This window comes from Allorhizobium ampelinum S4 (genome assembly GCF_000016285.1).
GTDB classification, from domain to species: domain Bacteria; phylum Pseudomonadota; class Alphaproteobacteria; order Rhizobiales; family Rhizobiaceae; genus Allorhizobium; species Allorhizobium ampelinum.
Map to the genome: position 1 here is coordinate 1,482,483 of NC_011989.1, position 12,551 is coordinate 1,495,033.

Annotated in this window: 15 protein-coding genes; 7 read left to right on the forward strand and 8 right to left on the reverse strand. The window is 57.7% G+C overall.

Annotated features, from left to right (window positions below; all coding sequences use genetic code 11):
• The first annotated feature begins 18 nt into the window (after nucleotides 1-18).
• Nucleotides 19-537 carry a GNAT family N-acetyltransferase gene (locus AVI_RS06940; protein WP_015915696.1) on the forward strand — a complete coding sequence of 173 codons (519 nt, stop codon included), beginning with the start codon at nucleotides 19-21 and terminating at the stop codon, nucleotides 535-537.
• 12 nt (nucleotides 538-549) lie between these two features.
• On the opposite strand, the gene AVI_RS06945 is transcribed toward AVI_RS06940, so the two are convergent.
• From AVI_RS06945 to AVI_RS06955, 3 genes are read right to left on the reverse strand one after another with little or no spacing between them, the layout of a single operon-like run.
• The gene (locus AVI_RS06945) at nucleotides 550-1,992 is read right to left on the reverse strand and encodes an ArnT family glycosyltransferase (protein ID WP_015915697.1); all 1,443 of its coding nucleotides are present in this window, start codon (nucleotides 1,990-1,992) and stop codon (nucleotides 550-552) included.
• A gap of 15 nt (nucleotides 1,993-2,007) precedes the next feature.
• Nucleotides 2,008-2,331, reverse strand: coding sequence for a lipid-A-disaccharide synthase N-terminal domain-containing protein (locus AVI_RS06950; RefSeq protein ID WP_015915698.1), 324 nt, complete (start codon nucleotides 2,329-2,331; stop codon nucleotides 2,008-2,010).
• Nucleotides 2,324-3,091, reverse strand: coding sequence for a glycosyltransferase family 2 protein (locus tag AVI_RS06955; protein WP_015915699.1), 768 nt, complete (start codon nucleotides 3,089-3,091; stop codon nucleotides 2,324-2,326). The genes AVI_RS06950 and AVI_RS06955 overlap by 8 nt, the downstream gene beginning before the upstream one ends.
• A 346-nt stretch (nucleotides 3,092-3,437) precedes the next feature.
• Here AVI_RS06955 and gatB point away from each other — a divergent pair, with 346 nt between their 5' ends.
• The 5 genes from gatB to AVI_RS06985 all read left to right on the forward strand — a co-directional run bounded on the left by gatB (nucleotide 3,438) and on the right by AVI_RS06985 (nucleotide 7,112).
• On the forward strand, nucleotides 3,438-4,940 hold the full coding sequence (gene gatB, locus AVI_RS06965; RefSeq protein WP_015915700.1) for an Asp-tRNA(Asn)/Glu-tRNA(Gln) amidotransferase subunit GatB: 1,503 nt from the start codon (nucleotides 3,438-3,440) through the stop codon (nucleotides 4,938-4,940).
• 6 nt (nucleotides 4,941-4,946) lie between these two features.
• Complete coding sequence (locus AVI_RS06970) at nucleotides 4,947-5,465, forward strand: GNAT family N-acetyltransferase (protein WP_015915701.1); 519 nt, start codon at nucleotides 4,947-4,949, stop codon at nucleotides 5,463-5,465.
• A gap of 39 nt (nucleotides 5,466-5,504) precedes the next feature.
• Nucleotides 5,505-5,966 carry a GNAT family N-acetyltransferase gene (locus AVI_RS06975; RefSeq protein WP_015915702.1) on the forward strand — a complete coding sequence of 154 codons (462 nt, stop codon included), beginning with the start codon at nucleotides 5,505-5,507 and terminating at the stop codon, nucleotides 5,964-5,966.
• A gap of 100 nt (nucleotides 5,967-6,066) precedes the next feature.
• On the forward strand, nucleotides 6,067-6,465 hold the full coding sequence (locus tag AVI_RS06980; protein WP_015915703.1) for an NADH:ubiquinone oxidoreductase subunit NDUFA12: 399 nt from the start codon (nucleotides 6,067-6,069) through the stop codon (nucleotides 6,463-6,465).
• 254 nt (nucleotides 6,466-6,719) lie between these two features.
• Nucleotides 6,720-7,112, forward strand: a complete 393-nt coding sequence (locus AVI_RS06985) for a DUF2155 domain-containing protein (RefSeq protein ID WP_234617909.1) — start codon at nucleotides 6,720-6,722, stop codon at nucleotides 7,110-7,112.
• A gap of 30 nt (nucleotides 7,113-7,142) precedes the next feature.
• On the opposite strand, the gene aat is transcribed toward AVI_RS06985, so the two are convergent.
• From aat to AVI_RS07010, 5 genes are all read right to left on the reverse strand, one after another.
• The gene (gene aat, locus AVI_RS06990; RefSeq protein ID WP_015915705.1) at nucleotides 7,143-7,781 is read right to left on the reverse strand and encodes a leucyl/phenylalanyl-tRNA--protein transferase; all 639 of its coding nucleotides are present in this window, start codon (nucleotides 7,779-7,781) and stop codon (nucleotides 7,143-7,145) included.
• A gap of 9 nt (nucleotides 7,782-7,790) precedes the next feature.
• A complete protein-coding gene (gene accC, locus AVI_RS06995) occupies nucleotides 7,791-9,143 on the reverse strand; it encodes an acetyl-CoA carboxylase biotin carboxylase subunit (RefSeq protein WP_015915706.1) in 1,353 nt (450 codons plus the stop codon).
• Between the two features lie 4 nt (nucleotides 9,144-9,147).
• The gene (gene accB, locus AVI_RS07000; RefSeq protein ID WP_015915707.1) at nucleotides 9,148-9,636 is read right to left on the reverse strand and encodes an acetyl-CoA carboxylase biotin carboxyl carrier protein; all 489 of its coding nucleotides are present in this window, start codon (nucleotides 9,634-9,636) and stop codon (nucleotides 9,148-9,150) included.
• A gap of 25 nt (nucleotides 9,637-9,661) precedes the next feature.
• Entirely contained in the window at nucleotides 9,662-10,099 is a 438-nt protein-coding gene (aroQ, locus tag AVI_RS07005; protein ID WP_015915708.1) for a type II 3-dehydroquinate dehydratase, read from the reverse strand.
• A gap of 125 nt (nucleotides 10,100-10,224) precedes the next feature.
• Entirely contained in the window at nucleotides 10,225-10,980 is a 756-nt protein-coding gene (locus tag AVI_RS07010) for a DsbA family protein (RefSeq protein ID WP_417883608.1), read from the reverse strand.
• Nucleotides 10,981-11,293: 313 nt separating this feature from the next.
• Here AVI_RS07010 and AVI_RS07015 point away from each other — a divergent pair, with 313 nt between their 5' ends.
• Nucleotides 11,294-12,451 carry a pyridoxal phosphate-dependent aminotransferase gene (locus AVI_RS07015; protein ID WP_015915710.1) on the forward strand — a complete coding sequence of 386 codons (1,158 nt, stop codon included), beginning with the start codon at nucleotides 11,294-11,296 and terminating at the stop codon, nucleotides 12,449-12,451.
• The last annotated feature ends 100 nt before the right edge of the window (nucleotides 12,452-12,551 follow it).

Sequence of the window (12,551 nt, forward strand, 5' to 3'; positions counted from 1 at the left end):
CATCCATGTGAGGAGCCGATGTCGACGATTCGCAGCGCGCATTCCGACGAAGCAGGGGTTTTGGCCGATATCGGCTTTCGCGCCTGGGAACAGGCGATGATTCCCGTCGGTGAAACGCGGACGATGGTCGATACTGCCCGCAGCGCATTTACCAATTTCGCCCGCTCGAATCTGATCACCATGTCCGTGGTCGAACATGCAGGTCACCCCGTCGGCTGGGCGGCGCGCGAAAATCTCGATGACAAGATCTCCGATTTCTGGATCGATCCCGATTACCAGCGGCGCGGCTATAGCAAGGCGCTGCTTGCCTCCATCGAGGAGGATATCGTTCACTTGGGCTTTGAGGAAGCACATCTCGAAACCCATGCCCGCAACCGTCAGGCCGTCGGTTTTTTTGAACACCACGGCTATAGTGTCCACTGGCTGTCGGTGGTCTATAATCCGAAGTTGGACCGGGATGTTGAAACGGTGGGCATGTCGAAGCGTCTCGTTGAAAAACGCAGCTTTACCTATGGCCCCGGCGGTGGGTTCGAATAGGGCGCAATGCGTTTATGTCAGCTGGTTGGTCAGGCAACTGGCGGAAATGGCGTAGGCTTTCAGCTTGCGTCCCATGAGATATCCGTACTTTGGCGTCAGGTCTGCCACAGGATCGACCACTGCGCCGTGGCAGGTGACATTGGCTCCGGTCACATACAGCACGGTTTCCGTGCCGAGCGCCGAGGTCAGCGGAAATTCCTGTTCATAATAATTGCGCGGAAAACCACCGGCGGTCCGGGCCTTGATGGCGAAGGGTTCGTCGCGCAGCGTGTGGAAGAGATCGGCAAGAATATCGCGGTTATCAGCGACGATGGTCGCGGTGCCGGTCCTCGCGGCCGTCGTAGCAATCGCCCAGCTCAGATCGGTTCGTCCCAGATAACGCGCCAGCACCGATTGGCCTTTTGGTGTCGTGACGTCCTGAGGAAAAGCCGTCAGCAGCGGAAAGGCGACGGCGATGATGCCATTGATCGCCAGTGAGATTTTCAGCGCCCGAGGCGAGGACTGGAGCAGATACCAGACCGCCAACATGGTGCCGGCTGCGTAAGCGGTTGCTGCCCAATTGGCATAGGCGCGCGACATCAAGGCCTGGAAAACGATGGCGAGAATGATCGGCCAAGAGAGGATGAACAGATGTTTTTCGGTCGTGGAGGCGCGGCCCCGCAGCAGCCGGTAAAACACAATCAGCAGGGCGGCAAACAGCACCGGTCCGACCACGCCGAACTGACTGCCGAGAAACTCTGCCGCCTTGCCGATCTTGAAGTTCAGCCCATGCCAATCGGCATTTTCCGAAGTGTGTTTCAGCGTGGCGCCGCCATGGGTGCTGTTCCACCAGATATTTGGAGCGATAACCGCGACTGCCGCGAAGATGGCAAGCACGGTGTCTCTGAGCGCGATGCGTGCCTTGGGCAGGGCGATGGCGGCAATGATCGCAGTCGCGGCGAAATACAGCATCGCATATTTCGAGAGAGTTCCGAAGCCGATTGCGATGCCCATCAGAACCGCATAGCCAGCCGCGCGTCGCTCGATCAGATGCGAATAACACAGTAGCGTCAGCGCCAGGAAGGGAAACAGGATCGTGTCGGTGGACATGAAAACCGATGACAGCGCCACGCCCGGCAGGGTCGCATAGCTCAGTCCCGTCCACAGCCCGGCCTTTTCAGAGCCCGTCAGCCGGGCCGTTGCCGGGATCAGCAGCAGCGCCGTTGCCATATGGAACAGCGGGCTTGCCACACGGATCCAGAAAATATCCTGGCTGCCGCCGATCAGCGTGAACAGATGGATCACCCAGGCGATCATCGGTGGCTTGGAATAATAGCCGAAGTCGAGATGGGTGGACCACAGCCAATATTGCGCCTCGTCCACAAACAGGTCTGTACCGTCGAAATGCAGCATCACGATGCGGTAAAGCGTAATCGCGAGGATGAGGAAGACGCTGGTGCGAAGGGTGATGCGCATCTGGGACCGCCGGGTTCAGGATTTGGATTCGGAGGGCAGATCGGTCTTGCGGCCCTGATGCAGCAGCATCAGGTTGCGGATATAGACGATAATGCCAAGCCCCTGGCCGAGCATGATGATCGGTTCGCCGCGGTGGATGCCATAGGCCAGCAGCATGATGCCACCGATCACCGAAAACCACCAGAAGGCGGCGGGAATGACCGAGCGTTTCTGTTTTTCCGAGACAAGCCACTGGATGATGAAGCGCAGCGAAAACATCAGCTGGGCCAGCACGCCCAACCCTAGCCAGATCAGGTCGGCGGTATCGTGGATTTTGAAATAGGCGAGAAGATCATTCATGGGGTGATGGTCCGATATCCTGCGGGCGCACGGTCTTGCGGCGTTTGATCAGCCAGCTGACGCCGATCAGGTCATGAATGCCGACCAGGGCGCGCTGAAGATTGTTATAATTGGAGGTTCCGGCATGGCGGTGCCGATGACCGACATCCACATGCGCCACCCGCCAGCCATAGGCGGAAAACAGCGCCGGCAGATAGCGATGCATGTGATTGAAAAACGGCAGGTCCAGAAACGCATCGCGCCGAAAGGCTTTTAGCCCGCAGCCCGTGTCGCGGGTCTTGTCCTGCAAGATGCTTTGGCGGATGCCATTGGCCAGACGCGAGGCAACCTTCTTCGACAGCGTATCCTGCCGTCTGGCGCGTTGCCCAGCGACCAGGCCAAGGTCGCTATCGACACTTGTCGTGAGAAGCGGCGCGACAAGACGGGGAATTTCCGAGGGTGGGTTTTGGCCGTCGCCATCCATGGTGCAGATGATCGGTGCCCGCGCCGCGTTGACGCCCGAGTGGATCGCCGCCGATTGACCGCCGGACACGGGATGGTGCAGCACCCGTACCCATGGCTTGACGCTCGCCGCCTGCTTCAGCCGGGCAAGGGTGGCATCAGTTGAGCCGTCGTTCACGAAGATCGCTTCGAAATCTTCACCCTGACAGGCCGTCTCGATTTCCCCTATCAACAGGTCGATATTGTCGGCCTCATTCTTCATGGGCACGACAACGGCAAAACGAGGTGAGGCAAAATGGGGGTGGGGCTGGTCGGTCATCTCTGTTCCAACGGCTTTCTATGCCGCCCCCATAGCCTGTTTTCAAGGGCGCGTCATCCGCCTTGAGCGCCTGTTGTCGGTGCTTTTCCCTGCATTTTAAAGGACCGACCCAATTTTGCCCGGTCATGCCCGGTTTTCAACGGTGCCAAGCTGCCCAAAGCGCGGTGGCAATGCTGCTTCGTCTTGCGCGTTCCGCGCATTTGTTCTAACCGGGAAGATGAAAATCACCTGTCGGAGCATTGCTGTTTTTTCCCGATTGCCGACCGCTCCGGCTTCTTTCTGTTTGTGCAATTCCTTTGGCGAAACCTCTCGTGTTTTGCCGGAATTGGTCTGAAAAGAGCATGTCATGACCCTTGTCGATACGCGCACCCCCGACCCGAAACGCCTGATTCCCGGCGCCACCGGCGATTGGGAAATCGTTATCGGCATGGAAGTTCATGCCCAGGTGTTGAGCCAGTCCAAGCTGTTTTCCGGGGCCTCGACCACCTTTGGCAATGCACCGAACGACAATGTGTCGCTGGTTGATGCGGCGATGCCCGGCATGTTGCCTGTTATCAACGAGGAATGCGTTCGCCAGGCGGTGCGCACCGGTCTCGGCCTGAAGGCGAAAATCAACAAGCGTTCAATTTTTGACCGCAAGAACTATTTCTATCCCGACCTGCCGCAGGGCTACCAGATCTCGCAGTTCAAGGACCCGATTGTCGGGGAAGGCAAGATCATCATTTCGCTCGGACCCGATCGTCAGGGGAATTTCGAGGATATCGAAATCGGCATCGAGCGGCTGCATCTGGAACAGGATGCCGGCAAGTCGATGCATGACCAGCATCCGACCATGTCCTATGTCGATCTGAACCGTTCCGGCGTGGCGCTGATGGAAATCGTTTCCAAGCCGGACATGCGCTCATCTGACGAAGCCAAGGCCTATATGACCAAGCTGCGCTCGATCGTGCGCTATCTCGGCACCTGCGACGGTAATATGGACGAAGGCTCGATGCGCGCCGACGTTAACGTTTCGGTGCGCAAGCCGGGCGGCGAATTCGGCACGCGCTGCGAAATCAAGAACGTCAACTCCATCCGGTTCATCGGTCAGGCCATTGAATATGAAGCTCGTCGCCAGATCGCCATTTTGGAAGACGGCGGCTCGATTGATCAGGAAACCCGGCTGTTTGATCCGGGCAAGGGCGAGACCCGCTCGATGCGCTCCAAGGAGGACGCGCATGATTATCGATATTTCCCCGATCCCGACTTGTTGCCGCTGGAATTCGACGATGCCTTCGTGCAGGCCTTGAAGAAGGATCTGCCGGAATTGCCCGACGACAAGAAGGCGCGTTTTGTCGCCTCCCTGGGCCTTTCCGTCTATGATGCTTCGGTGCTGGTGTCTGAAAAGGCGATTGCCGATTATTACGAAGCCGTGGCTGCGGGCCGCGACGGCAAGATTGCCGCCAACTGGGTTATCAACGACCTGCTGGGTGCCTTGAACAAAGCCGGCAAAGGCATTGAAGAGACTCCGGTTTCACCTGCCCAGCTCGGCGGCATTATCGATCTGATCAAGGCCGAGACCATTTCCGGCAAGATCGCCAAGGACCTGTTTGAAATCGTATTCAACGAAGGCGGTGATCCCGCCGATATCGTTGAGAGCCGTGGCATGAAACAGGTGACCGACACCGGCGCCATCGAAAAGGCTGTGGATGAAATCATCGCCGCCAATCCGGATCAGGTCGCCAAGGTGCTGGCCAAGCCGACGCTGGCTGGCTGGTTTGTCGGTCAGGTGATGAAGGCGACCGGTGGCAAGGCCAATCCGCAGGCGGTGCAGGCGCTGGTCAAGGCCAAGCTCGGCCTGGAGGAGTAAAGTCCGATGTTCTTCATCCGCACCGCCAATGACCGAGATCTGGAAAAGGTGCGGGTGCTGCTGTCGGAAACCTGGCATGCCACCTATGACAGCATCTATGGCGTGGCCAAGGTGCAGAAGATCATCGATACCTGGCATTCGGCTACTGCCTTGAAGGCGCGGCTGGCGAAAAAGGGCGGCGAATTTCTGGTGGCTGACGATGGCAAGCGCCTCGGCGGCATGGGTTTTGCCGCTATGGCAGACAATATGGCCAAGACCGCCATTCTGCATCAGCTGTACGTCCATCCCAGCTTTCATCGTCAGGGCATTGGCACTGACATTCTGGCCGAACTGGAAACCTGTTTTCCCGACGCCGAGATCCTGCGGCTGGACGTGGAGCCGAAGAATACAGGTGCGGTGGCTTTTTACACCACTCACGGCTTTATGGAGGTCGATCGCACCCAGAACTGCGGGGTGGCGGGTAGCGGCATTGAAGGCCTGGTCATGGAAAAGCCGCTGGTCAATGTTTTATCCGGGCCATTCTAGGGCATTTATAGCTGTCAGCCCGAAACCTTCAGGATCATCATGCTCCCCTTGATTATTCGTCCGGCGCAAGAAAATGATATTGTCGCCATTGTTGCGCTATTTGCCGCTGACGATCTTGGTGGCCACGGAGATACCACAGACCCCGATGCCCTGCCGGACTATCTTGCTGCCTTTCGGCGCATCGCCGCGTCGAGCAACGAAATTCTGTATGTTGCGGAGCGTGATGGCGCGGTGGTTGGCACTTTCCAGACCATGATCACCACGACATTGACCGGGCGCGGTTCGTCTTCGATGATCGTCGAGGCCGTGCAGACACGGGCGGATTGCCGGGGGCAGGGGATTGGTGCGCAAATGATCGAATTCTGCCTGGAACGGGCAAGGGCTGAAGGTCTACGCCTGGTGCAGTTGTCTTCGAACGCAGTGAGGCTTGACGCGCATCGATTTTACGAGCGATTGGGCTTTAGCAAGAGCCATTTTGGCTTCAAGTTCAAGTTGAAATGAACAGGGCTTTGACCCGACTCTCTGGACAAGCGCCCGTCAAGGCGTCATAAGCAAATCATCATTGAAAGCCGCCGGACCGTGGCGGAGCCGAGGAAAAGACATGAAGCAGCTTTTGTTGCAGATTTTCACCTGGTGGAGTGGCCAGACCGTCGGAACCCGTTTCTTCACCTGGCGTGAAGGTAAGCGCGTTGGCGAAGACGAGGCAGGCAATGTCTACTATGAAGGCGGCATGAGCAGCTTCGGCCTGCAACGTCGCTGGGTGATTTATAACGGCTACGCTGACGCCTCCGCCATTCCGCCCGGCTGGCATGGCTGGATGCATCACCGCACCGACGTGCCGCCCACCAAGGACAATTACGTGCCGAGGGAATGGGAAAAGCCGCATGAGGCGAACCTGACCGGCACCGCCAAAGCCTATCGTCCGCAGGGCTCGATTGCTGCAACCGGTGCTCGTCCGCGCGTCACCGGTGACTACGACGCCTGGACGCCCGGCAACTAACAGAGATTTTGTGAGCGCATGACGGTGTTAACGCGTTATGCGCTCTTCCGGTTTTGGCCACAAATTTCCGGTACATGGGTTTGTCAGCGTTTTCCTGCTGATATTTGTTTTTGCGCATAGGGTGGACGTGTCTGCAATTCGGACCTCCGGTCCGACTGCTGGCGCATTTGAAAATTGGCCCATCTGAGCGACGACGGCCGGAAACGACAGGAATACGATCTGTGAAACAGACGAAAAGGGTGTTGAGAGCGGTTCTGGCAGCAACCAGCCTCACCGTAGCGTTCTCGATAACGGCCACTGTTCCAGCCGATGCCGCCCGCATTTCCAACGCCGTCGCGGTCTTTTCGGGTTTGGACAAGATAACCGGGCGGATTACCGAGTTCGACGTCTATCTCAATGAGACAGTCCAGTTCGGCGCCTTGCAGGTGACGCCCAAGGCCTGTTACTCCCGCGATGAAACCGAGGCGCAGCATGTCGACGCCTTCGTGCAGGTCGACGAAATCACCCTGGACCGTCGCATTCGCCAGATCTTTTCAGGCTGGATGTTTGCCGATAGCCCGGCGCTGAACGCCATTGAGCACCCGATCTACGATGTCTGGCTGAAGGATTGCAAGCAGACCTCCGACGTGCCGAAACCGGCGAAATAAGCCCAGAGCTGTATGTTGGAAAGCTGTTTGTTACGGACTTATTTCTTCCGGCAATAAAAACGGCACATTGGCCATAGTTACGGCCTCTTCCAGCATCTTGCTGTACTCGTCTTTCGCCACATCTATCGCCCCGAAGGTTTTCAGATGCTCGGTGGTAAACTGGGTGTCGAGAAGCACGAAACCCTGCGCCCGTAGCCTTTCGACCAGATGCACAAGACAGATTTTCGATGCGTTGGAACGGCGGGAAAACATGCTTTCGCCGAAGAAGGCCGCCCCCAGGGACACGCCGTAAAGGCCGCCGACCAGCTCATCACCTTCAAAGGCTTCGACGCTATGGGCGTGGCCCATCTGAAACAGGGCTGTGTATAGATCGCGGATTGTCTGGTTGATCCAGGTGCTGGGCCGGTCCGGTGCGGGCTCGGCGCATTTGTCCAGAACCGCTGCAAAAGCCGTATCGAAGCGGATATCAAACGGCTTTTGCCGGATAATCTTGGCGAGGCTTTTGGAATAGTGAAAGCTGTCGAGGGGAATGATGCCCCGCAGGTCCGGCTCGACCCAGAACAGTTCCGGGTCGTCGCTGGATTCGGCCATGGGAAACAGGCCGATGGAATAGGCGCGCAACAGGATATCGGGCGTTATACTTCTATCCTTGCTGCTGCGCCGCCCCATTCTTTGTCCTTATTTCGTGGACGTCTTGGCCAGATAGTGCTCCAGCCAATGGATGTCGTAATCGCCCTTGGCAATATCCGGATTGTTGATCAGATCCTGGAACAATGGCAGGGTCGTCTTGATCCCGTCAATGACAAATTCATCGAGAACCCGGCGCAGGCGCATCATGCATTCTTCGCGGGTGCGACCATGCACGATCAGCTTGCCGATCAGGCTGTCATAGTAAGGCGGGATCTTGTAGCCGGCATAGGCGCCGGAATCCACCCGCACCCCAAGCCCACCTGGAGCGTGGAAATGGGTGATCGTGCCCGGAGACGGCGTGAAGGTGCGCGGGTCTTCGGCATTGATGCGGCATTCGATGGCATGGCCTCGGAATTCCACTTCTTCCTGTGTCACGGAAAGTCCAGCGCCCGATGCAACGCGGATCTGTTCATAGACCAGGTCGATGCCGGTGATGGCTTCTGTGACCGGATGCTCCACCTGCAAACGGGTGTTCATTTCAATGAAATAGAACTCGCCGTTTTCATAGAGGAACTCGATCGTGCCAGCGCCACGATATTTCAGCTTTTTCATGGCGTCGGCGCAGATCTGGCCGATCTTCATCCGCTGTTCCTGGGTCAGGGCAGGGGAATTGGCCTCTTCCCAGACCTTCTGGTGACGGCGCTGAAGCGAGCAATCGCGTTCGCCCAGATGAATGGCATTGCCTTCACCATCGCCGAATACCTGGATTTCGATATGCCGGGGCGTACCGAGATATTTTTCCATATAAACGGCGTCGTTACCGAAAGCAGCAGCGGCTTCCGAACGGGCTGTGGAAACGGCTTCTTCCAGTTCTGCTTCGGTGTTCGCGACTTTCATCCCGCGTCCACCGCCGCCTGCCGTTGCCTTGATCAGCACCGGAAAGCCGATTTCACGGGCGATCTCCAGCGCTGTTTCCGGCTTCACTTCGCCAGCAGAACCCGGAACTACGGGAATGCCGAGGGATTTTGCGGTTTCCTTGGCGGTAATCTTGTCGCCCATTAGCCGGATATGATCGGCGGTCGGTCCGATGAAGGTAATGCCATGGGCGTCGAGAATATCGGCGAACTTGGAATTTTCCGAGAGGAAGCCGTAGCCGGGATGGACGGCGTCCGCCCCGGTGATTTCGCAGGCGGCAACGATCTGGTGAATGTTCAGATAGCTGTCACGCGAGGGCGGTGGGCCGATGCAGACGCTTTCGTCGGCAAGGCGTACATGCATGGCGTCGGCATCCGCTGTGGAATGCACGGCAACGGAGGCAATGCCAAGCTCCTTGCAGGCGCGCAGCACGCGAAGGGCGATTTCGCCGCGATTGGCGATGAGTATTTTTGAGATGACTGGCATCGGCTTACTCGATGATGACCATGGCTTCGCCATATTCGACCGGGCTTGCATCGTCGATGAGGATTTCGACGACCTTGCCGGAACGAGGCGAAGGGATCTGGTTCATTGTCTTCATGGCTTCGATGATCAGCAGCGTCTGGCCTTCCTTGACCGTCGAGCCGACTTCGATGAAGGGCTTTGAACCGGGGGCGGGGGACATATAGACCGTGCCGACCATGGGAGCCGTTACGGCTTTGGACAGATCGCGGGCAGCAGGAGCCGCTACCGCGACCGGAGCAGGTGCTGCGGCAGGTGCCGGGGCACCATAAGGCGCGCCATATTGCATCTGCGGCATTGCCATCATCTGCGGAGCCACCATTTGCGGCGCGGCGCGGGAAACGCGAATTCTCAGCGCATCCTGTTCCACTTCGATCTCGCTCAGATCGGTCTCGTTCAAGATATTCGCCAGCTCGCGGATAAGCGCCTGATCGATGCCGGTTTTCTTCTCTGCCATGGAGGTTGTTCCTGAATTTCTTGTTCTATCGTGTGAGGTTATCAAGCGCTTGCAGCGCCAGGAGGTAGGAATGCGGTCCGAAGCCGCAAATAACTCCCTTGGCGGCGGGCGCTATCATCGAGGTGTGGCGGAATTCTTCCCGCGCGTGGACATTCGAAATATGAACTTCAACGACCGGAACAGCAATCGCCCGCATGGCGTCATGCAGTGCGATTGATGTATGCGTATAGGCACCGGCATTGAGCGCGACACCGACAGCTTTATCGCCTGCTTCATGTAGCCAATCGACCAGATCGCCCTCATGATTGCTCTGGCGGCAGTCGACGTCAATGCCGAGTTGCTCACCCAATCGAACGCAATCCGCTTCGATGTCGGCTAGTGTCTTGCCGCCGTAAATCCCGGGCTCCCGCTTGCCAAGCGCATTCAGATTGGGGCCGTTCAGCACGAAAATTGTTCTGCTCATTGCTGTTCCGTCGCGTTTTCGACCGCCTCCTATAAACCGGCATCCGTTGAAGGAAAAGCCCTTTGCGCTTTTCTCCCTATGGCTTCACTGTAAAATCAGCTGGATATCGCGACTATCTGGTGGATTCAGCAGGTTGATTTGCCGCAGGTGCGAACATTCGTCAGCTTCTCCTGGAGAGCATCTGCGCCGATGGCACCGGAAACTAGTTCATTGCCGATCACATAGGCGGGTGTGCCGTTGATGCCTAGGTCCTGGGCCAGTTGATAGACCTTTTTGACGGACGTGTCATTGGGGCTGTCAGTCATTTCCTTACGAAGGGCTGCTTCCGAAACCCCCAGCATCACACCCGCATCTATGGCGCTTTCCTGCGTGGCGCGACCTTCACTGCCAAGCAGGGCATGGTGGAAGTCGCTGTATTTTTCCGGTGCCAGCTTGCGGAATGCGTCCGCAACGCGGTGCGCGGCGACCGAATCCGGCCCAAGAATCGGGAATTCCTTCAGGACGAACCGCACATTCTTATCGGTCTTCAGGATGGTATCCATGTCGGCCAGCGCATGGCGGCAATAGCCGCAATTATAGTCGAAGAACTCAACGATGGTCACGTCACCCTTCGGATTGCCAAGGACGATATCATCCTTCGAATTGAAGATCTCAGCCTTGTTGAGTTCAATGCCGCTGGAGGCCTGGCTGGCGCGGGCCGCTTCCTGCTTCTTTTGCAAGGCGTCCTGCACGTCGAGCATGATTTCCGGATGGGCGATCAGATATTCCTTGATGAAGGCGCCGATTTCTTGCTTCTGCTTGTCATCCAGCGCGTAGGCTGGCGCGCCGAGGCCGGTCGAGGCAATGAGCGTTGCCAAAACGGCAGTGCGAAAAAATCGTATCTTCATGTCAATCCTCGTCTCTGGCCATTGTCTTCGGCCATCATTTTTGGCCTGCGTTTTCGGCGGCATGCATGTCCGCCTCGCCGGTCTTGGGGCTTTGTGCCAGCCGCAGCGCTGGCGGTCTAGTCTGTCCGGTTATTTTCGTGGTCAATCCACCTCGAAATGGACGTGTGACCGTAGCTCATTCCCTGACCGGGAAAAGCGGGAAAACGCATTCCGGCATGGCTCTTACCATTGTGATAGGGTGCGCAATGCGGCAAATGTCAGGCGCATTTCTGTTTCAGCCTCCTAATAGAATAGAAAGAGATCCATCTTGGTTATGCTTTCCACCCGCAGTGCTGTCGAACCGTTTCACGCCATGGATATTCTGGCCGAGGCCAACCGCTTGAAGGCCGCTGGCCATCCGGTGATTTCGCTTGCCGTGGGCCAGCCTGGGGCACCAGCGCCCGAGCGGGCGATCCGAGCGGCGGAAGTGGCGTTGCGGGCGGGCCAGATCGGCTATACCGACGCCCTCGGCCGTGCCGATCTGCGTCAGGGGCTTGCCGATTATTATCGTCGTCGCCACGGCACGGAGGTCGCGGCGGAGCGGATCATGGTGACGACGGGCTCGTCGGCGGGCTTCAACCTGGCATTTCTGACGCTGTTTGAGGCAGGCGACGCGGTGGCCATCGCCCGGCCCGGCTATCCCGCCTATCGCAACATCCTGAAGGCGCTGGGATTGGTGGTGATTGAAGTGCCAGTCGGTCCCGAGACTGATTTCACGCTGACTCCCGACAGTCTGGAGCGTGCGGCAAGGGCAGCGGGTGTACGGCTGAAAGGCGTGCTTCTGGCCAGCCCCGCCAATCCCACTGGCACCGTCACCGGCCGGGCTGCGTTGCAGCGTCTGGCACTGTGGTGCGACGACAATGGTGTCAGCTTCATCTCCGACGAGATCTATCATGGCCTGACCTATGGCGTGGAGGAAGCGAGCGCGGTGGAATTTGCGCCTGATGCCGTCGTCATTAATTCCTTCTCCAAATATTATCGGATGACTGGCTGGCGGATCGGCTGGATGGTCCTGCCTCCAGCATTGGTGCGTGGCGTGGAATGCGTGGCCCAGAGCCTCTATATTTCGGCGCCCGAATTATCGCAGATTGCCGCCATGGCCGCGCTGGAAGCAGGCGATGAGCTGGAAGAATACCGAGCCGGTTGCCGCGCCAATCGTGATTTTCTCCAGGCTCGGCTGCCCGCGCTGGGCATGCCGCTGCTGTCTCCCATGGATGGCGCTTTCTATGCCTATGTCGATGTCAGCCGCTTCACCAATGACAGCATGGAGTTTGCCCGAAGATTGCTGGCGCAAACCCATGTGGCGGCAACGCCTGGCCTCGATTTCGATCCGCTGGAAGGCCACCGGGCCTTGCGGATCTCCTATGCGGGAACATTGACCGACCTGACCGACGCCACCGACAGAATCGCCAACTGGCTTGCGTGAGTTTTATGAGATATCAATGGTTTGAGATCGATTTCAGACTCAATGTGGCAAGCTCTTGAATCAATCTGTGAAAGGGTTGATTCTGTTTGTCAGGATCGTT

Excerpts from the sequence above, each read along its gene's own strand:
- AVI_RS06940 (WP_015915696.1), top strand. The coding sequence starts at position 19 with ATGTCGACGATTCGCAGCGCGCATTCCGACGAAGCAGGGGTTTTGGCC.
- AVI_RS06945 (WP_015915697.1), bottom strand. The coding sequence starts at position 1,992 with ATGCGCATCACCCTTCGCACCAGCGTCTTCCTCATCCTCGCGATTACG.
- AVI_RS06950 (WP_015915698.1), bottom strand. The coding sequence starts at position 2,331 with ATGAATGATCTTCTCGCCTATTTCAAAATCCACGATACCGCCGACCTG.
- AVI_RS06955 (WP_015915699.1), bottom strand. The coding sequence starts at position 3,091 with ATGACCGACCAGCCCCACCCCCATTTTGCCTCACCTCGTTTTGCCGTT.
- gatB (WP_015915700.1), top strand. The coding sequence starts at position 3,438 with ATGACCCTTGTCGATACGCGCACCCCCGACCCGAAACGCCTGATTCCC.
- AVI_RS06970 (WP_015915701.1), top strand. The coding sequence starts at position 4,947 with ATGTTCTTCATCCGCACCGCCAATGACCGAGATCTGGAAAAGGTGCGG.
- AVI_RS06975 (WP_015915702.1), top strand. The coding sequence starts at position 5,505 with ATGCTCCCCTTGATTATTCGTCCGGCGCAAGAAAATGATATTGTCGCC.
- AVI_RS06980 (WP_015915703.1), top strand. The coding sequence starts at position 6,067 with ATGAAGCAGCTTTTGTTGCAGATTTTCACCTGGTGGAGTGGCCAGACC.
- aat (WP_015915705.1), bottom strand. The coding sequence starts at position 7,781 with ATGGGGCGGCGCAGCAGCAAGGATAGAAGTATAACGCCCGATATCCTG.
- accC (WP_015915706.1), bottom strand. The coding sequence starts at position 9,143 with ATGCCAGTCATCTCAAAAATACTCATCGCCAATCGCGGCGAAATCGCC.
- accB (WP_015915707.1), bottom strand. The coding sequence starts at position 9,636 with ATGGCAGAGAAGAAAACCGGCATCGATCAGGCGCTTATCCGCGAGCTG.
- aroQ (WP_015915708.1), bottom strand. The coding sequence starts at position 10,099 with ATGAGCAGAACAATTTTCGTGCTGAACGGCCCCAATCTGAATGCGCTT.